Source organism: Actinoallomurus liliacearum (genome assembly GCF_039542035.1).
Classification (GTDB): domain Bacteria; phylum Actinomycetota; class Actinomycetes; order Streptosporangiales; family Streptosporangiaceae; genus Actinoallomurus; species Actinoallomurus liliacearum.
This window is the reverse complement of the sequence record NZ_BAABHJ010000001.1, coordinates 168,687-185,799: the sequence shown is the minus strand read 5'-3', so window position 1 is coordinate 185,799 and position 17,113 is coordinate 168,687. Positions and strand designations below refer to the sequence as shown.

The following is a 17,113-nucleotide window of genomic DNA, read 5'->3' as shown; positions in this document are numbered from 1 at the left end:
CAGGTCAGAGCCGGGTGCGGAGGGCGCGGATGGCGGCGAGGACCTCGTCGCGGTTGCCGGCCGCCTTGATCCACGCGGGGAGGTGCTCGACGAGGCTGCCCGAGCCGGTGTACGGGTGGCGTTCGCGCAGCCGCGCGCTCACGTAGCCCTCCAGCAGGTCCAGGTGGGCGGCGTTGTAGGCCCACAGGATCCGTCCGCGGCACCGGTGACGCAGCCACAGCGGCAGCCCGAAGAACGGGTCCTCCGGCCCGGTCATGCGGGGCACGGCCAGCGGGGGACCGCCGGCGAAGAACAGGTCGCCGTCCCCCTTGCGCGCCCGGCGTGGCGTCCACGCGTCGGTGTGCCCGCAGCCGGGGCAGCTCAGCCGGTGCGGGGCCATGACCTTGTCATGCGGGCCGTGGTCGCAGTCCCGGTGGTCGGGGTGGACGACCACGACGGCCCGGCCGCCGCAGCGGGGGCACACGACCAGGATCTCCCGCGCCAGCATCCAGAGGCGTTCGCCGGTGTCGCGGAACCGTTCGCTCACACCTCATGATCCCAGTCGTGCGCCCGCCGGCGCGCGGCGTCATTCGGAGAGCAGGGCCTCGGAGGCGTTGCGGCTGGCGGCGGCCAGGTCGGCGGCCCTGCCGGGCACCTCGGCGGCGTGCTCGCGCCACCAGGCCTGTCCCTCCTCGGGCAGGGTGTGGATCGGGTCGTAGTACTCGTAGCGGCGGTTCAGCGCGTCCGGGTCGTCACTCTCCAGAGCTGTCCGGTAGTTCTTCGTCCAGTAGGAGATGCCGCGCTCGGTGTCGTACTCGGCGACCTGGTGCACCCAGCGCTTGCCGACGTACGGGACGTCGCAGACGATCCGCGGCGTGGCGAATCCGGGCAGGTAGCCCATGATCCCGTGCTGGAGCCGCTGCGCCTCGCCCAGCGACAGCCGCCAGTGCTCGCTGAAGGGGATCATGTCGCACAGGTAGAAGTAGTAGGGCAGCACGCCGTTGTCCTGCAGCGCGAAGCACAGGTCGAGGAGCTGTTCGACGGTGGTGTTGACGCCGCGCAGCAGCACGCCCTGGTTGCGGACGTCCCGGACGCCGGCGTCCAGCATCGCCCGCGCCGCCTTGGCGACCAGCGGGGTCATCGACTGGGCGGCGTTGACGTGCGTGTGGATGGCCAGCTGCGCGCCGCGCGAGCGTGCCTTGGTCGCCAGGCGCTCCACGCCGGCGCGTACGTCGTCCTGCAGCCAGTGCTGCGGCAGGCCCATCAGCGCCTTGGTGGCCAGCCGGATGTCGCGGATGTTGTCGATGTCCAGGAGCTGGTCGACGAACGACTCGAGCCGTGCCCACGGCATGTTCGCCACGTCACCGCCGGAGACGACCACGTCGCGCACCTGCGGGGTGCGGCGCATGTAGTCCAGCATGGTCTGGACCCGGTCCGGCTGCTTCAGCGTGAACTTGTGCTTGTCGATCTGCGGGGTGGAGTTGCCGACCAGGTCCATGCGGGTGCAGTGGCCGCAGTACTGCGGACAGGTGGGCAGCAGCTCGGCGAGGACCTTGGTGGGGTAGCGGTGCGTCAGGCCCTCCACCGCCCACATCTCCGCCTCATGCAGCGAGTCGCGGCTGGCGACCGGGTGGGACGGCCAGTCGGTGCGCCGGTCGCTGAAGACGGGAAGCATGTAGCGGCGCACCGGGTCGGCGTAGAACGCCGCCGTCGAGCTCACGTCCATCGTGTTCAGCATCTGCGGCGGGACCAGCATCGACATGGTCGCCCGCTCGCGCTGGTCGCGCTCGAGGTCGGCGTAGAAGTCATCGCTCAGCAGGTCGCCCATCACCTGGCGGAGCTGGCGGACGTTCTTCACGCAGTGCGCCCGCTGCCACTGCGCCGACTCCCACTCCGCGGCCGTGACGTCACGCCAGCCGGGGAACCGCCGCCAGTCGGGCTCGACGAGTTCGCGGTGGCGATAGGCGTACGGCTGCGGGTGCGCGGGCACCGGCACGGACTCCTCGGCGACAGCGGTCACGGCGTCCTCCAGGATGAACTCTTGCATTAGCCTGACGATACGAGAAATATTCTGCTAGAGCCAAGACTAACCGTAAGATTTTGCGCCAGCGAGGTGAGGGATGAGAAGTTCTCCGGTCGGTCTACACCGCGTCGCCGAGCCGCCGGGAGTGCTGCCACAGGCGGCCGACCGCCTCGACACCGATCCGCGCGTCCGTGACGACGAGGTACGGATCCGGGTCGAGCGGCTCAATCTGGACGCCGCCTCGTACCGGCAGCTGCACACCCGGCATGGCGGAGATCCGGACCGGATCCGCGCCGAGGTCGTCGAGATCATCGAGACGCGCGGGAAGATGCACAACCCGGTGACCGGCTCGGGCGGCATGCTGATCGGCGTCGTCGAGGAGGTCGGCCCCCGGTCCCCGCTCGGCCTGCGGCCCGGGATGCGCGTGGCCACCCTGGTCTCCCTCACCCTGACCCCGCTGCGGATCACCGACGGCCTCACCCGCTGGGACGGGCGGAGCGAGCAGGTGCCCACCGACGGGCACGCGATCTTGTTCGCCCGCTCGATCGCGGCCGAGCTGCCCGCCGACCTGCCGCCGGAGCTGTCGCTGGCCGTGCTCGACGTGTGCGGCGCGCCCGCTCTCACGTCCCGCGTCGTCGCCTCGTACGCCTCCCCGGTGGTGGCGGTGCTGGGCGGCGCGGGCAAGAGCGGCTCGCTGTCGCTGGCCGCCGCCCGCCGCGCCGGCGCCAAGCGGACCGTCGGCGTGGTGCCGAACGAGGCCGAGGCCGCGCGGCTGCGCGCCGCCGGTCTCGCCGACGAGGTGGTACTCGCCGACGCCCGCGACCCGATCGCGCTGGCCGAGGCCGTCGGCGGGACCGGCGCCGACGTCACGGTGGTGTGCGTGGACGTGCCCGGCTGCGAGCACGGCGCGATCCTGGCCACCGCCACGGGCGGCACCGTGATCTTCTTCTCGATGGCCACGTCGTTCTCGGCGGCGGCCCTCGGCGCCGAGGGACTGGCCGCCGACGTGACCATGCTGATCGGAAACGGGTACGTCCCGGGTCACGCGGAGCTGGCCCTGGACCTCCTTCGTACCGAGCCGAGCCTGCGCAAACTCTTCCAGGACCGGGTGGAGACGGAATGACGAAACTGGATCTGGACTCTTCGGTGGTCCGCAAGGCACGGCTGCTCGCCGAGCGCGCCGCCCAGCCGGTGATCGAGATGGCCCGCACCCACACGACCGTCTCGGTCGAGCGGGCGCAGCTGCGGCTGGCCGGCCTGACCGGCGCCGACTCCGACGGCCTGCCATGGGTGAACCACCTCGTCGACGCCGTACGCGACCAGGTGGGCCTGGAGCACGGGATCGCGCTGCCGGTCTTCGACGCGCTCCTGCGGGAGCCGTACGCCGACCTGGGCGACCTGGCCCGGGCGGCGTCCCTGGGCGCGGTGACGTTCCGCCTGCCGACCGGCGGCGACGCCGACGCGGCGGCCGAGCTGGCCCGCCGCGCGGCCCGGCAGGGCATCGGCCGCATCGACGCGCGCCGAGCCGAACGCGACGCGATGCTGCGCCTGACCGGCGACCCCCGCCAGCCCTGGATCTACCTGATCGTCGCCACCGGCGACATCTACGAGGACATCCCCCAGGCGCAGGCCGCCGCGCGCGAGGGCGCCGACGTCGTCGCGGTGATCCGCTCGACCGGTCAGTCGCTGCTGGACTACGTGCCCGAGGGCGCCACCCGCGAGGGCTACGCCGGGACGTACGCCACCCAGGAGAACTTCCGGCTGATGCGGGCGGCGCTCGACGACGTCTCGCACGAGCTCGGCCGGTACGTGCGGCTCACCAACTACGCGTCGGGGCTGTGCATGCCCGAGATCGCCACGCTGGCCGGCCTGGAACGCCTCGACATGATGCTGAACGACTGCATGTACGGCATCATCTTCCGCGACATCAACCCGCGGCGGACCTTCATCGACCAGCGGTTCTCCCGGCAGATCCACGCCCGCGCCGGCATCGTGATCAACACCGGCGAGGACAACTACCTCACCACCGCCGACGCCGTCGACGCCGCCCACACCGTCATCGTCAGCCAGTTGCTGAACGAGCGGTTCGGCAAGGAGGCGGGCCTGGCGGACTGGCAGCTCGGCCTCGGCCACGCGTTCGAGATCAACCCGGCGATCCCCCAGTCCTTCCGGCTCGAGCTCGCCCACGCCCAGCTCGTACGGGAGCTGTTCCCGGACGCGCCGCTGAAGTACATGCCGCCGACCAAGCACATGACCGGCAACATCTTCGCCGGTTACCTCCTGGACGCCTTCTTCAACCTCGCCGGCGTGATGACCGGCCAGTCGATCATCCTGATCGGGATGATGACCGAGGGCATCCACACCCCGTGGCTGTCCGACCGCGACCTCGCCCTGGAGAACGTCCGGTACGTCCGCGACGCCTGTGGCGCCCTCGCCGAGGACTTCGTCCCGCGCCCGGACGGGTTCATCGTCCACCGGGCCCGGCAGGTGCTGTCGGAGTCCGTCGACCTGCTCGAGCGGATCTGCGACGACACGCTCCTGAAGGCGATCGCCGACGGGACGTTCGGCGTGACCCGGCGGCCCGCCGACGGCGGCAAGGGGCTGGACGGCGTCGTCGAGCGCGCCGACGGCTACTTCAACCCCGTCACCGAGATCCTCGAGTCGGAGGACCCGCACGCCACCGCCGTGCCCACGCCCGCAGGGAGCGCCGAATGAGACCGCAGGACTCCGCCACCACCGACCGGACCGCGCCCCAGGACCTGCCCTCGATCATCCGGCCGTACGGCGACACGACCGGCGACGCGATGGTGCAGCTGTCCTTCAGTCTGCCCGTGCCGGCCGGAAAACGCGCCGAGCTGGCCGCGCTGCAGCTGGCCGGCAAGATGGGCCTGGAGCCGGCCAGCGTCGTGCATTCCAAGGCGATGGGGCCGAACTTCACGTTCTTCATCGTGTACGGCAAGGTGAACCACCTCATCGACTACGCCGGCATCGAGGTCCCGGAGGGCCGGGAGTACCCCCTGCTGTCGGGCAAGGAGATCGACCTGGCGATCCGCACCGTCCTGAGCCGCCGCATGGTCGTCGTCGGCGCCTGCATCGGCACCGACGCGCACACGGTCGGCATCGACGCGATCCTCAACGTCAAGGGCTTCGCGGGGGAGAAGGGCCTGGAGTACCACCGCGAGATCCAGGTGATCAACATGGGCGCCCAGGTCACCGTCGAGGAGCTGGTCGAGCGGGCCAAGGCCGAGAACGCCGACGCCGTCCTCGTCTCCCAGGTCGTCACCCAGAAGAACGCCCACATTCACAACACCAAGCAGATGGCCGCGGCCTTCCACGCCGCCTACCCGACCGCGGTCGGGCCGGGCATGGGACGGCCGCTGCTCATCGCGGGCGGCCCCCGCTTCGACACGGTCACCGAGCAGGAACTCGGCGTCGACCGCATCTTCGGCAAGGGCACCACTCCTCGCGAGGTCGCCAGCTACCTCGTGCACGCCCTGCTGCCCAGCTGGACCCCCGAGAACCCCGCGGAGGGCGAACGATGACCACTCGACCCGAGAGCGACGACCCGCGCGTCGGGCTGAGCGTCACGCACCGCCGCTACGTCCCGTACGCGCACGCCCATTATGGCGGGAACCTCGTCGACGGCGCGTACGTCCTCGGGATGTTCGGCGACGTCGCCACCGAGGTGTGCATCCGCGACGGCGGCGACGAGGGCCTGTTCGCCTCCTACGACGACGTGCAGTTCCGTGCTCCCGTGCACGCCGGCGACGTCCTGGAGGCGACCGCGACGGTCGTCCGGGCCGGGCGCCGCAGCCGTACGCTGGCGTTCGAGGCGCGGGTGGTCTGCCGGGCGCGCCCGGACAAGGGGCCGTCGGCCGCCGAGGTGCTGGATGAGCCCATCGTCGCCGTCACCGCGACCGGAACCGTCGTCCTACCGCACGCCGATACCTGACGGGCGGATCGACACGCGATGAACGACGATGATCACAGGGATTTCCGGGGGGTGTCATTGGCGCGCTGACCTGCGGTGATGTGGCAATCCGCAGGTCGTGGCCGCCTTGACATCGCTACGGATCTCGATAGGTTGCCTGAACGTCCACCGCAGGACTGACCGGTCGGCCGACCGGGGCGCCGCGAATCTTGCGTCGCGACGGGGGTTGCGAGCACGCGCCGGCTCAGGCGCCCATCCGTCCATGCCAGACGCACGATGAAGCGCCCGCCCGAGGCCGGAGCACCCCGGCCGGCGGGGGGTGGAACTCGGTAAGGGCCTGGGCACCCATCAGACAACGGACTACGCGCTCGCCGCCGACGAGACGGGTCCGGTACGAAGGGAGCGCCCGGGTCCTCTTCCGTTTCCGGGCCCTGCCCGGATCCGGTCGCGTCGCCGCTCTCGCAGGGGCCGCTCAGGCCCCCGTCTCCTGCCCGGACGCGACCCGGCGTCTCGCCCCTCTCGGTCCGTGCGACTTGGCGCTGGAAGTGGGATCATCCGTGCAAAGCGGCCTGCCCGTATTCGTCCGGTCCCCACCGGCGGGTAGCGTTCCGTCGACGGTCGGATCGGATGAGGAGTGCTGGTGGCGCAGGAGATGCTCGCCCAGAAGACGCCTGACGTCGCCAAGGGTGACCGGGCGTCGCGGGTTCCGGCCTGGCTGCCGCGTCCGGCGGGTGTGGTGGTGGCCGGCCTGCTGCTGGCCGCGGCGTTCCCGCCGATCGGCTGGTGGCCGTTGGCGCCGGTGGCGACCGCGCTGCTCACGCTGCTACTGCGCGGCCGGACCTGGGGCCGTGGCGCCGGCCTCGGCATGCTGTTCGGTCTGGCCTTCTGCTTCCCGACCTTCGAGGGCCTGCGGCCCGTCGGTATGGACGCGTGGATCGCGCTGAGCATCTTCGAGGCGCTCTACTTCGCGGTGCTGGGCATCGGCCTCGTCCTGGTGACCCGCCTGCCGGGCTGGCCCGTGTGGACGGCCGCGGCGTGGATCGCCGAGGAGCTCATTCGCGGCCGGGTGCCCTTCGGCGGCTTTCCCTGGGCCCGGCTGGCGTTCAGCCAGACCGCCTCGCCCTTCACCGGCTACGCCTCCATCGGCGGCGCGCCCCTGGTCGGCTTCGTGACCGCGCTCAGCGGCGGGCTGCTCGCCGCGGCGGTCCTGCTCCTGTGGCGTCGGCGGAACGCCGACGCGGTCCCGGATCCGGGCCCCGACACGGACCCGACCGCTGAGGAGACCCCCGAGGGGGTCACCGAGCCCGACGCCGCGGGTCGCGCACCGGGCGCGGTGACGCGGCGTCCGGTCCGCTGGGCGGCCCTGGCGCTGGCCGGCGTGCTCGTGCTCGGGGTGGTCGGGGTGCTCGTGCCCCGTCCGACCGGCGGTCGCTCGATCACCGTCGCGGTCATCCAGGGCAACGTGCCGCGCGCCGGCCTGGACTTTCTCGGCCAGCGGCAGGCCGTCCTGAACAACCACGCCCGGGAGACCCACCGGCTGGCCGCGCAGGTCCGCGCCGGCCAGGTGGCCAAGCCCGACCTGGTGATCTGGCCGGAGAACTCCAGCGACCTGGACCCCTACGCCGACGAGCAGGCCCGCGAGGTGATCGACGCGGCGGTCAAGGACATCGGTGTTCCGGTGCTGGTCGGCGCCGTGATCGACGCGGGCGACGGCGAGCACGTGGAGAACCGCGGGATCGTGTGGGATCCCGCCAAGGGCCCCGGCGCGTACTACGTCAAGCGCCATCCGCTGCCGTTCGGCGAGTACATCCCGATCTTCCGCGGCCTGCTGCTGAAGCTCATCACGCGTTTCGACCGGGTTGGCGAGTTCGTCAAGGGCCGTTCACGTGGATCCCTTCAGCTCGGTCCGGTGAAAATCGGAGACGTCATCTGTTTTGAAGTCGCCTACGACGGGATCGTGCGGGATGTGGCCGACGCCCCGCTGCTCGTCGTGCAGACCAACAACGCGACCTTCGGGCGCACGAGCCTTCCCCCGCAGCAGTTCGCGATGTCGCGGATGCGCGCGGTCGAGCACGGGCGCAGTGTCCTCGTCGCCTCCACGAGCGGGATCAGCGGCATCATCGCGCCGGACGGGCGGGTTCTCACGCAGTCAAAGGAATTCACCCCGGACATCCAGGTCCACCGCGTGCCGCTGCGTACCTCGCGTACCCTTACTGATCACCTGGGTGCCGCTCCCGAGTGGGTGCTGGCGCTGCTGGGACTCGCGGCCGCGGTGGCCGCCGCCTGGAGGACACGGAAGACGAGCAGGGGGGCCTGACCGGTGCAGAACACGGACGACATCGGGCGGGTGCTCGTGATCATCCCGACGTACAACGAGCGGGAGAACATCGAGAGCATCGTCGCCCGGGTGCGCACGGCCGTGCCCGAGGCCGACATCCTGGTCGCCGACGACAACAGCCCCGACGGCACCGGGAAGATCGCCGACGGGCTGGCCGCCGACGACGAGCGGGTGCACGTGCTGCACCGCGCCGGCAAGGAGGGGCTCGGCGCCGCGTACATCGCGGGCTTCCACTGGGGGATGGACCACGGCTTCGACGTCCTCGTCGAAATGGACGCCGACGGATCCCATCAGCCCGAGGAGCTGGGCCGGCTGCTCAGTGCGCTCGGCGAGGCGGACCTGGTCATCGGCTCGCGGTGGGTGCGCGGCGGCAAAGTGGAGAACTGGCCGATCAACCGCGAGATCCTGTCGCGGGGCGCCAACATCTACGCGCGGCTCATGCTGGGCATCCCGGTGCGCGACTCGACCGGCGGGTACCGCGCCTACCGCGCGACGACCCTGCAGAAGATCGACATCGACGATGTCGCGTCGCAGGGCTACTGCTTCCAGGTCGACCTGACGCTGCGGACCGTACGGGCCGGCCTGCGGGTCGCCGAGGTCCCGATCCGGTTCGTCGAGCGCACCCACGGCGCCAGCAAGATGAGCCGCGCGATCATGGTCGAGGCGTTCCGGCGGATCGCCGGGTGGGGCGTCGCCTACTGGCTGGGCCGTCTCACCGGACGCGAGCGACACTGACCACACCGGCGCCCGTCGGCGGCACGGAGCGGCCGACCGGACGGGCAGCCGTCCGCGAAGCAGCCGTCCGCGAGGCGGGCGGCTCGGAGCGGGGCAGGGCCCGGCGCACGGCGGGTCCACGCGGCCGGCCAGGGACCGTAGGGCCGCCTGGGCGGCGCGCCGAATGCTCGGAGAAGCGTCCGCGCACCGGGCGGGATGCCGGGACTGTCGGTAGGAGGGAAGGCCTTGCCCGAGCCTTGAGGTCCTCCCCGTCCAGCCGCTGCCGCGCGCTCGCCGCGCCTACGCCAGCCGCCGATCACGCGCGGGCGTCCTCTTCGAGGCTGGCGAGGTCGAGGGCAGCGGCGGAGATGCGGCCCTCGTAGGCGCGTTCCCAGTTCTTGCCGGGCTTGTGGGTGGCGAGGTGGAGGAGGGAGTCGCGGAGGGGACCTTCGGGGACCTCGTAGAAGTTCAGGAGGTCGGCGAGTTCCTGGGGGTCGATGGAGTGGAGGCCGTTCTCCAGGGTGCTGACCCAGCTCTTGGAGCGGCCGTAGCGGCGGCAGGCGGTGTCGATGGTCAGCCCGCCGTCCTCGCGGGCCTTGCGTAGTGCCGAGCCGATGCGGCGCAGGCGTACGGACGGGATGTCCCGGGAGGGCATCCGCCCACGATGTCACGCACGGTGTGCAGTCGTATACGCAAGGCTGCGAGGAGTGTCGCCATTCGGTGCCAGGATTGAGACGGTGTCTCTCATGACTCTCAGCGTCGGTGTGATCGGTGCCGGAATCGTCGGCCTCTCGGTGGCTCGTCGGCTCGCCCGGTGGGACTACGAGGTCACGGTCTTCGAAAAGGAGGCCGAGGTCGCGCTGCATCAGACGGGACACAACTCCGGGGTCGTCCACGCCGGGGTCTACTACCCGCCCGGTTCGTTGAAGAGCCGCCTGTGCCGGGACGGCGCGCGCAGGATCAAGGAGTTCTGCGCCGAGCACGACCTGCCGTACGAGGAGATCGGCAAGGTGATCGTCGCGCGGTCGGCGGACGAGGCGGGGCGACTCCGCGACATCGAGGACCGGGCGCGGGCGGCCGGCGTGCCGGGACTGCGCCGCCTTGGTCCGGCCGAGCTCGTGGAGTTGGAACCGCACGTACGGGGGTTCGCCGCGCTGCACTCACCGACGACCGCCATCGTCGACTACCGGCTGATCGCCCGAGCCCTGGCCGACGACGCGCGAGCGGCCGGGGCCCAGGTGCTCCTCGGCCATGAGGTGACCGCGCTGGAGCGTACGGGCGCGCGGGTCGTCGTGCACACCGCCGCGGGCGTCACCACCGTCGACCGGCTCGTGATCTGCGCGGGCCTGCAGTCCGACCGCGTCGCGGCGCTCGCCGGGGACGAGCCGGCGCCCGCGATCGTCCCGTTCCGCGGCGAGTACCACCGGCTCGCCCCGCACCGCAGGGAACTGGTCAAGGGCCTGGTGTATCCCGTGCCCGACCCGGCGTATCCGTTCCTGGGCGTGCACTTCACCCCACGGGTGGACGGCACCGTCGACATCGGCCCGAACGCGGTCCTCGCCACGGCACGGGAGGGCTACCGGCGCCGTGACGTGGACCTCGCCGACCTGCGCGACATCCTCAGGTGGGGAGGGTTCCGGCGCCTCGCGCGTGCCCACTGGCGCGCCGGCGTTCGGGAGGCGCTGACATCAGTGTCCAGACGGCGGTTCATCGCCGAGGCCCGCGCGTACGTGCCGGAGTTGACGGCCGGGGACGTGCTGCCGGCCCCGGCCGGAGTGCGCGCGCAGGCCGTCGACCGTGACGGGAGCCTCGTGGACGACTTCGCCATCCACCACCTCGGCCCGGTCGTGAGTGTCCGCAACGCGCCCTCGCCCGCCGCGACGTCCGCGTTGGCCATCGCCGACCACATCGCCGACCAGGTACGGGCCCCGGCGCGCGACTGAGCCTCGGCGGCCCGACCAAGTGAACGTCCTCTGCTACATCGCCGACCGCGACGTGCTGTCAGCGCCGGCGACGAGGCGAGTCTGCGCCGATCCGTCCGCAGGGGTGTGCGTGAGGACGAAGGCGTCTGCGGACGCGACCGGCCGTAGCAGCGAAAGCGTCATCGAGACGCCGCGTATCTTCAGGGTGGTCGGCGCGAAGTCCGACACCGACCGGCACTGCCACCAGTGCGCGAGGTCGGGGCGTTCGGCGGCCAGCAACCGGCGGATGTCGCCTACACGAGGATCATCCGGCAGCCGGTCGGTGCCCGAGCGGAACTGACCGTACATGCCACGGACGAGACGCGGCCAGTCCGCGATCGCGTCCCGGAGTTCACCGACGAGCACGAGCAGAAGGTTACGCCGCTCCGATGCGACCGATGACGGATCGAGAACCACGTCGCGATACGCGGAGTTCCAGCCGGTGATGTCGAGACGTTGGTCAAGGAGCAAGGCCGGGGTGGTGGGCCAGGCGTCGATGAGCCGCCGTAGGTCGTCCAGGCCCGCCGATGGCGCCGTCTCGCCATGGAACCCGGCCAGTTCCAGGGCGTGACGGCGGGCCCTGGCGTCCATGCGCAGGACCCTGCACACCGAATCGAGCACCTGCCGTGACACCGTGACGCGCCCCTGTTCGAGCCAGGTGTACCAGGCGATGCTCACGCCGGACAACGTCGCCACCTCCTCCCGGCGCAGGCCCGGCGTACGGCGCCGCGCGCCCGGGCTCAGTCCGACATCCGCGGGCGCGGTGTGTTCACGGACCGCACGGAGGAACCCACCGAGTTCGCGGCGGATCGGATCAGTGGACATGCCGGCCAGCCTATGACTCCTGCTAACAGGACATTCCGTGTACTGCCACCAGCGCGGAGCACGCGTCAGGCTGACCGCCATGACAGAACAACGGATCTGGCGCCGTGACCCCGACTCGTCCCACCGGAAGGAGCCCCGTGTTCTCATCCGGGTCTTCGTCGAACCGGGCGAACTGGAGGAGGCCATCGGCTTCTACGAGGAGCTGCAGGGCACGGACGCCGATATGCGGATGCCCTATCCCGAAATGAACCTCGTGCTCGCCGCCGTCGGCGCGTTCTTGATCATCGAGGGGAGTGAGGAGTCCCTGAGCCCGTTCCGCGCTACGACCGGGACGCTCCTCGTCGATCATGTCGAGCCCTACTACGAACGGCTGCGGGACGCCGGAGCCGAAGTGGTCGCGCCGCTCCACGAGGTGCCCGTCGGCGCGGGCTTCACCGTCCGGCACCCCGACGGGACGGTGGTGGAGTACGTCCACCACCGTCCGATCACCGGCTGACGACGCGGGCGCGGGGCACTAGCCGGCGTAGGCGCGGCAGGAGACGTTCTGGTCGGTGCCCAGGCTGATGACGGTCACGTGGTGCGGCGACTTCACGCCCTTGATCAGCAGTGTGTGCTGCATGTCACCGCCCTTGAAGGCGTAGGTGACGCTGGAGGTGGCCGGGTCGCCGGTCACGGGGTTGTCGTCGGCGTCGTCGGCCTCGAAGTTCAGGGTGATGGGGGTCTTGCCGACCTTCGCGGTGACCTCGACGCCCGTACCGGTGGCCCGGTAGGTGACCGTGGTGCACGTGGGGGCGTCGGCGTCGCCCTTGGGGGACGCGCTGGGCAGCGGCTCGCCCGCCGCCGCGCCGCTCGCGGGCGCGGACGAGGCGGATTTGTCCTGATGCGCGGATCCGCTGCCACCGCTGCCACCGCAGCCCGCCAGGCCGAGCCCGGCCACGGCGACGAGAACGAGCACACGCTTGCGCACGACGAGACTCCAAAGCATGAGGGATCAGTGACGACCGGCGATCCGCGGGTCCGGTCGGACGTCCGGCGGGGAACCGGATCGCGACCGGACGGGACGCCGGGGCAACTCTGCTGCCGTCACCATGATCCCGCAAATGGACACGCCGGAAGAACGGTGCGACGCCGGCGGTTCGTCGCGCATCGCCGAACTCGTCACCCCGGGTCCTCGCGGTGGACGTCCTCGGGCCGCTTGTCGGTGCGGAGCCCCCGCCAGCTGGGGTGCCGCAGGATCCCGTCCGGAGTCCACTCGCCGAACGCCACCTCACCCACCAGCTCGGGCCGGACCCACCGTGCGCGGCGCGCGACGTCGCGGGGCACCGGCGGGTCGAAGGGGTCCTCGTCCCGTGCCAGCGGCGCCAGCCGCACGGCGAGGTCCCGCAGTTCCGCCTCGGTGAAGCCCGTACCCACGTTGCCGGCGTACCGCAGCCGCCCGTCGTCGTGGACGCCGAGAACCAAGGACCCGATCATGTCGGCGCGGCGGCCCGCCCCGGGCATCCAGCCGGCGACGACGACCTCCTGATGGCGGACGTTCTTCACCTTGATCCAGGGGCCGCGCCGCCCCGGGTGGTAGCGGGATCGCAGCGGCTTGCCGATGACGCCCTCCAGGCCCTGGGCCTGGCCCACCGAGAAGACGGTCTCGCCGTCGCCGCGCCACCAGGGCGGGACGCGCACCGGCGCCCGGTCGACGCCGAGTCCGTCGAGGCGGTCCCGCCGCTCGGTGTACGGGCGGGCCAGCAGCGACTCATCGCCCAGGTGCAGGAGATCGAACAGGTAGTACTGGACCGGCACGGAGGCGACCAGCCGCGTACCGGGATGCTGAACGTGCATTCGGCGCTGCAGGGTCGCGAAGCTGGGGCGGCCGTCGCGCAGCGTGACGATCTCACCGTCGAGGATGGCGGGGCGGGGCAGCATCCGGGCCAGGGCGGCCAGTTCCGGGTAGGAGCGGGTGATGTCCTTGTCGTTGCGGGACATCAGCCGCAGGCTCCCACCCTCGACGTAGGCGATGGCCCGGACGCCGTCCCACTTCAGCTCCCACCCGTATGCGTCCTGATCCGGCGGCAGCGACCGCCTCAGCAGTGCCGCCATGGGTCGGATGAGCCGTGGCAGCTCGGCCAACCGGGGCTCCGGGTGCTCTTCCCCGGGGCGTACCAGGGGTCTCAGCTGACCGGCATCGCCTCACGGGCCCGGCGCTTCATCCGCTCGGCTCCCTCGTGCTCCATCTCCTCGCCGTACTCCTCCTCCATCCGCAACGCGACGCCGAGTGCGAAGAAGGTCGGCGCCCACTCACCGACGAAGATCCCCCAGCGGTCCGCCCGGTCTATTCCGGCGTGCTCCTCCGCACGCATCGAAATCGCCCAGCTGGCGAACGACGCCAGGACCGATCCGAAGCCCGCGATGTACATCATGTCGGACGTGATACCGGCGCGGCGCATCAGCCTTATCATCGTTAACCCCCCGTTGACCTGCGCATTTTCCTCGATATGGACCGGTACCCGAGGGTCGGTGCGCCATGCCGTTCACGGTGTTCAAATCACCGCCAACTGCCACCACAGCCCCTTACGTCAAAGAGATGGAGGGTCCACGACCGGCGGCCGGACGGGACGGGCGGCGGGGGAGCGGCGCCGTACGCGCCGTACGTGAACACTCCCGGCGGCAGGCCACAATGGAGACATGCTCCCTGTGGCACTCTTCCTCGCGTTCCTGCTGCTGCCCGTGCTGGAGATCTACGTCATCATCCAGGTCGGCGAGCTGATCGGCGGCTGGCCCACGGTGGCGCTGCTGCTGGCCGAGAGCATCCTGGGCGCCTGGATCATCCGGTACGAGGGCCGGCGAGCGTGGCGCGCGCTGAAGGAGACGTTCGGCGGCGGTGGGATGCCCGACCGGGAACTGGCCGACGCCGGGCTGGTCCTGGTCGGCGGGGTGCTGCTGCTGACGCCCGGCTTCGTGACGGATCTCTTCGGATTCCTGTTCGTGCTGCCGTTCACCCGGCCGCTGGTACGCCTCCTCCTGTCGCGCTACGTCGCGCGGCGGGTGTCCACGGCACGACGCCGCGCGACCCTGCGGTTCGGCGACCTGGGCGACCTGGGCGGCGTGTACGGCCCCGGGCCGGGCGAGCCGGAGCCGGAGCCAGGGCATCGCGTGGTGCGCGGAGAGGTCATCGAGGAGGACCAGGAGACGGACCGGCGCTGAAGAACAACGCACGGGCCGTGCCGTCGAGGGGCTGACGGCACGGCCCGTATGCGTTCGGTGTTCTGTTATGCGGTCCTTCTGCGCTGTGCGCGCAGCACGGCCAATCGCTCGGCCAGGACCTCCTCCAGATCTTCGATCGTGCGGCGCTCCATGAGCATGTCCCAGTGCGTGCGGGGCGGTTTACCCTTCTTGGACTGGGGCATCTCGCCATTGACCATCAGGGCGGTCGCGCCGCAGCTCCGGCACTCCCAGGTCATCGGCACCTCGGCCTCCGCGGCCAAGATGACGGTGAACCGGTGGCCCTTCGGGCAGTCGTACATGACCTCCTGCCGCGGGGCCAGGTCGGTGTTTCGATCGTTCTCGTAGCTCGTGGCTCCGAGTCGGGTGCCGCGAAGTGCGCGCTCGGCCATCGTGACGTGCCTCCCAGACGGCGTGCGTTCTCCTAGACGTGAACGCTGGATACCGTCACAAGATTCCCGCCTTGGCCTGGATCCAACCCTGGGAAGACCGATCGTTTCCCAAGGTCGCCCGACTTTGGCCTCCTGACCAGCACCGATAGCCTACCATCGTGGGTCTGAGGGGGTACGGATGAGTAAGGATCATCCGAGGCGAGTTGGTCCAGTTCGGGCTGGTTCGGGGGTCAAACCCGTAGCGGTTACAGGATGAACGTAACGCTCCGTGCAGAGCGAGGTTGAGGTCCATCTCGCCTCCTGGGCCCACGGGAGAGATCCAGGCTCTCGTCGTTACCGCTGGGCGCGTGCGGGTCGGTTGGATCAAGCCGAGTGTCGCCCCCGGGCCTGCAACCGCGCATCGCGGAGTCGTAGGCCGGCGGAACACCGCCGCCGTCCGACGGCCTGACCGCAAAGTGGTGAGGGATCTTGTTCGCGCTGCATACCGGGATTCGGCGTGAGTTCCTGCCCCAAGCACTACGGTTCGGCGCTGGGGTGACGTGCTGGCGCCGCCTGCGGGGCTGGCCTAGACGAGTGATTCCTAATTGATCACGCTGTCGGCGAGTGTCTGTGGGTATGCGAAGAGGGTGTCCAAGATCGGTTTGTCCGCACTCGCGGTTCTTCTGGGAGCTGCGCCTGTATCTGGTGTGTACCCCGGCGGGAATGCCGATCCTGTGGGGCCTGGCCGATCCGAAGCTGGGCGAGCGGGAGGTCTTGGCGGCGATGCTGGAGGTCGACGCCGACCTGGTCGCCGACCGGCCGGGCCTGCTACTGATCACCGACAAGGGCTTCGCCGGAAAGGAGTTCGAGCAGTCGTTACGGTCCGGAACACGGCATCACTCTGCTCCGCCCGTCCCGCAAAACCGAGATCCTGCGGGCAGGTGAGCCGATGCCCAGGAAGGTCCGTCAGCTCATCGAGTCGATCAACGACACCCTCAAAGGGCAGCTTGACCTGGAACACGGCGGTAGGACATGGAAGGCGTCGCCGTGCGCGTCGCCCAACGCGTCTTGGCCCTGGCCGCCGCGATCTGGCACAACTTCCAGACCGGGCAGCCCGTCAGCCGGTCCCTGACCGCCTACGACCATTAACCGTAACCACGATTAGTCGGGTTCAGTCGCCTACCTGACCATCGACGAGCTCGCGGATGATGTCGATATGCCCGTTGTGTCGGGCGTTCTCCTCGATGAGGTGCATGATTACCCAGCCCAGAGTGACCGGCTCGCCGGTCTCGCGGGCCTTCCAGATGGTCTTGGTGTCGAGATCCATGCCAGCGATGATCTCGTTGTAGCGGGCGGACTGGGCCTGATAGTCGGCCAGTATGTCGGCCAGCGGCCGGTCGAGCTCGTAGTGGAACTCCCGGTCCGGGTCGTCCGGGTCGATCCAGGGGTGATCGGCCGTCTCGCCGAGGAGACGCTCCTCGATCCAGGACCACTCCACCCAACGCAGATGGCTGACCAGGCCCGATACCGACATCATCGGCGAAGTCGGCAACGGTGTCGCGCGGGCGTCCGCATCGGAGAGCCCTTCGCATTTATAGGCGGTGGTGGCGCGGGTGTAGTCGAGGAGCGTCATGAGCAGGCTGCGCTGGTCGAAAGCGCGCGGCAGGTCGGTTCTGTTCTGCATCCCATAACAACTACCGGGTATCCGGCGGTTGGCAAGTCAAATATCGCGTCCGCCAGGCCGCCCGCCCTCTTCGG

Annotated in this window: 18 protein-coding genes and 2 pseudogenes; 11 read left to right on the top strand and 9 right to left on the bottom strand. The window is 70.5% G+C overall.

Annotated elements, in window-relative coordinates:
* Positions 1-4: 4 nt before the first annotated feature.
* Both ABD978_RS00880 and ABD978_RS00875 read right to left on the bottom strand, forming a co-directional pair.
* Positions 5-526: a hypothetical protein gene (locus tag ABD978_RS00880; protein ID WP_345346559.1), complete on the bottom strand. Its 522-nt coding sequence runs from the start codon at positions 524-526 to the stop codon at positions 5-7.
* 39 nt (positions 527-565) lie between these two features.
* Entirely contained in the window at positions 566-2,026 is a 1,461-nt protein-coding gene (locus ABD978_RS00875) for a KamA family radical SAM protein (protein ID WP_345346556.1), read from the bottom strand.
* A gap of 73 nt (positions 2,027-2,099) precedes the next feature.
* Here ABD978_RS00875 and kdd point away from each other — a divergent pair, with 73 nt between their 5' ends.
* The 6 genes from kdd to ABD978_RS00845 all read left to right on the top strand — a co-directional run bounded on the left by kdd (position 2,100) and on the right by ABD978_RS00845 (position 9,006).
* Positions 2,100-3,125, top strand: coding sequence for an L-erythro-3,5-diaminohexanoate dehydrogenase (gene kdd, locus ABD978_RS00870; protein ID WP_345346553.1), 1,026 nt, complete (start codon positions 2,100-2,102; stop codon positions 3,123-3,125).
* On the top strand, positions 3,122-4,717 hold the full coding sequence (kamD, locus tag ABD978_RS00865) for a lysine 5,6-aminomutase subunit alpha (RefSeq protein WP_345346550.1): 1,596 nt from the start codon (positions 3,122-3,124) through the stop codon (positions 4,715-4,717). The genes kdd and kamD overlap by 4 nt, the downstream gene beginning before the upstream one ends.
* Positions 4,714-5,544, top strand: a complete 831-nt coding sequence (kamE, locus tag ABD978_RS00860) for a lysine 5,6-aminomutase subunit beta (RefSeq protein ID WP_345346546.1) — start codon at positions 4,714-4,716, stop codon at positions 5,542-5,544. Before kamD ends, kamE begins: the two co-directional genes overlap by 4 nt.
* Positions 5,541-5,954, top strand: a complete 414-nt coding sequence (gene kal / locus ABD978_RS00855) for a 3-aminobutyryl-CoA ammonia lyase (RefSeq protein ID WP_345346543.1) — start codon at positions 5,541-5,543, stop codon at positions 5,952-5,954. Before kamE ends, kal begins: the two co-directional genes overlap by 4 nt.
* A gap of 619 nt (positions 5,955-6,573) precedes the next feature.
* Entirely contained in the window at positions 6,574-8,250 is a 1,677-nt protein-coding gene (gene lnt / locus ABD978_RS00850) for an apolipoprotein N-acyltransferase (RefSeq protein ID WP_345346540.1), read from the top strand.
* A 3-nt stretch (positions 8,251-8,253) separates the two neighbouring features.
* Positions 8,254-9,006: a polyprenol monophosphomannose synthase gene (locus ABD978_RS00845; protein WP_345346537.1), complete on the top strand. Its 753-nt coding sequence runs from the start codon at positions 8,254-8,256 to the stop codon at positions 9,004-9,006.
* Positions 9,007-9,301: 295 nt separating this feature from the next.
* On the opposite strand, the gene ABD978_RS00840 is transcribed toward ABD978_RS00845, so the two are convergent.
* Positions 9,302-9,640, bottom strand: coding sequence for a helix-turn-helix domain-containing protein (locus ABD978_RS00840; protein WP_345346534.1), 339 nt, complete (start codon positions 9,638-9,640; stop codon positions 9,302-9,304).
* Between the two features lie 91 nt (positions 9,641-9,731).
* Between ABD978_RS00840 and lhgO the strand changes: the two genes are divergently transcribed.
* A complete protein-coding gene (gene lhgO, locus ABD978_RS00835) occupies positions 9,732-10,928 on the top strand; it encodes an L-2-hydroxyglutarate oxidase (protein ID WP_345346531.1) in 1,197 nt (398 codons plus the stop codon).
* A 33-nt stretch (positions 10,929-10,961) separates the two neighbouring features.
* Here lhgO and ABD978_RS00830 read toward each other — a convergent pair whose 3' ends face one another.
* A complete protein-coding gene (locus tag ABD978_RS00830) occupies positions 10,962-11,771 on the bottom strand; it encodes a helix-turn-helix domain-containing protein (RefSeq protein ID WP_345346528.1) in 810 nt (269 codons plus the stop codon).
* 79 nt (positions 11,772-11,850) lie between these two features.
* Between ABD978_RS00830 and ABD978_RS00825 the strand changes: the two genes are divergently transcribed.
* Positions 11,851-12,267, top strand: coding sequence for a VOC family protein (locus tag ABD978_RS00825; RefSeq protein WP_345346525.1), 417 nt, complete (start codon positions 11,851-11,853; stop codon positions 12,265-12,267).
* Between the two features lie 18 nt (positions 12,268-12,285).
* On the opposite strand, the gene ABD978_RS00820 is transcribed toward ABD978_RS00825, so the two are convergent.
* From ABD978_RS00820 to ABD978_RS00810, 3 genes are all read right to left on the bottom strand, one after another.
* Complete coding sequence (locus tag ABD978_RS00820) at positions 12,286-12,738, bottom strand: hypothetical protein (protein WP_345346522.1); 453 nt, start codon at positions 12,736-12,738, stop codon at positions 12,286-12,288.
* Positions 12,739-12,929: 191 nt separating this feature from the next.
* A complete protein-coding gene (gene ligD, locus ABD978_RS00815) occupies positions 12,930-13,862 on the bottom strand; it encodes a non-homologous end-joining DNA ligase (protein WP_345346519.1) in 933 nt (310 codons plus the stop codon).
* Positions 13,863-13,933: 71 nt separating this feature from the next.
* Positions 13,934-14,209 carry a hypothetical protein gene (locus ABD978_RS00810; RefSeq protein ID WP_345346516.1) on the bottom strand — a complete coding sequence of 92 codons (276 nt, stop codon included), beginning with the start codon at positions 14,207-14,209 and terminating at the stop codon, positions 13,934-13,936.
* A 238-nt stretch (positions 14,210-14,447) separates the two neighbouring features.
* Between ABD978_RS00810 and ABD978_RS00805 the strand changes: the two genes are divergently transcribed.
* Positions 14,448-14,966: an FxsA family protein gene (locus tag ABD978_RS00805; protein ID WP_345346512.1), complete on the top strand. Its 519-nt coding sequence runs from the start codon at positions 14,448-14,450 to the stop codon at positions 14,964-14,966.
* Positions 14,967-15,031: 65 nt separating this feature from the next.
* Here ABD978_RS00805 and ABD978_RS00800 read toward each other — a convergent pair whose 3' ends face one another.
* Positions 15,032-15,376 carry an RNA polymerase-binding protein RbpA gene (locus tag ABD978_RS00800; protein WP_252783493.1) on the bottom strand — a complete coding sequence of 115 codons (345 nt, stop codon included), beginning with the start codon at positions 15,374-15,376 and terminating at the stop codon, positions 15,032-15,034.
* A 462-nt stretch (positions 15,377-15,838) separates the two neighbouring features.
* Between ABD978_RS00800 and ABD978_RS00795 the strand changes: the two are divergent.
* Both ABD978_RS00795 and ABD978_RS00790 read left to right on the top strand, forming a co-directional pair.
* Positions 15,839-15,940: pseudogene (locus tag ABD978_RS00795) on the top strand (IS5/IS1182 family transposase); the annotation flags it as partial.
* Between the two features lie 84 nt (positions 15,941-16,024).
* Positions 16,025-16,504, top strand: a pseudogene (locus ABD978_RS00790) (IS982 family transposase); the annotation flags it as partial.
* Positions 16,505-16,526: 22 nt separating this feature from the next.
* On the opposite strand, the gene ABD978_RS00785 reads toward ABD978_RS00790, so the two are convergent.
* Positions 16,527-17,039, bottom strand: a complete 513-nt coding sequence (locus tag ABD978_RS00785) for a DinB family protein (RefSeq protein WP_345346508.1) — start codon at positions 17,037-17,039, stop codon at positions 16,527-16,529.
* Between the last annotated feature and the right edge of the window lie 74 nt (positions 17,040-17,113).

What these genes read in the sequence shown, in the direction of transcription:
- kal (WP_345346543.1), top strand. Translation starts at nt 5,541, where the DNA reads ATGACCACTCGACCCGAGAGCGACGACCCGCGCGTCGGGCTGAGCGTC.
- ABD978_RS00785 (WP_345346508.1), bottom strand. Translation starts at nt 17,039, where the DNA reads ATGCAGAACAGAACCGACCTGCCGCGCGCTTTCGACCAGCGCAGCCTG.
- ABD978_RS00810 (WP_345346516.1), bottom strand. Translation starts at nt 14,209, where the DNA reads ATGCGCCGCGCCGGTATCACGTCCGACATGATGTACATCGCGGGCTTC.
- ligD (WP_345346519.1), bottom strand. Translation starts at nt 13,862, where the DNA reads ATGGCGGCACTGCTGAGGCGGTCGCTGCCGCCGGATCAGGACGCATAC.
- lhgO (WP_345346531.1), top strand. Translation starts at nt 9,732, where the DNA reads ATGACTCTCAGCGTCGGTGTGATCGGTGCCGGAATCGTCGGCCTCTCG.
- kamE (WP_345346546.1), top strand. Translation starts at nt 4,714, where the DNA reads ATGAGACCGCAGGACTCCGCCACCACCGACCGGACCGCGCCCCAGGAC.
- kdd (WP_345346553.1), top strand. Translation starts at nt 2,100, where the DNA reads ATGAGAAGTTCTCCGGTCGGTCTACACCGCGTCGCCGAGCCGCCGGGA.
- ABD978_RS00805 (WP_345346512.1), top strand. Translation starts at nt 14,448, where the DNA reads ATGCTCCCTGTGGCACTCTTCCTCGCGTTCCTGCTGCTGCCCGTGCTG.
- ABD978_RS00830 (WP_345346528.1), bottom strand. Translation starts at nt 11,771, where the DNA reads ATGTCCACTGATCCGATCCGCCGCGAACTCGGTGGGTTCCTCCGTGCG.
- ABD978_RS00825 (WP_345346525.1), top strand. Translation starts at nt 11,851, where the DNA reads ATGACAGAACAACGGATCTGGCGCCGTGACCCCGACTCGTCCCACCGG.
- ABD978_RS00800 (WP_252783493.1), bottom strand. Translation starts at nt 15,376, where the DNA reads ATGGCCGAGCGCGCACTTCGCGGCACCCGACTCGGAGCCACGAGCTAC.
- kamD (WP_345346550.1), top strand. Translation starts at nt 3,122, where the DNA reads ATGACGAAACTGGATCTGGACTCTTCGGTGGTCCGCAAGGCACGGCTG.
- ABD978_RS00875 (WP_345346556.1), bottom strand. Translation starts at nt 2,026, where the DNA reads ATGCAAGAGTTCATCCTGGAGGACGCCGTGACCGCTGTCGCCGAGGAG.
- ABD978_RS00840 (WP_345346534.1), bottom strand. Translation starts at nt 9,640, where the DNA reads ATGCCCTCCCGGGACATCCCGTCCGTACGCCTGCGCCGCATCGGCTCG.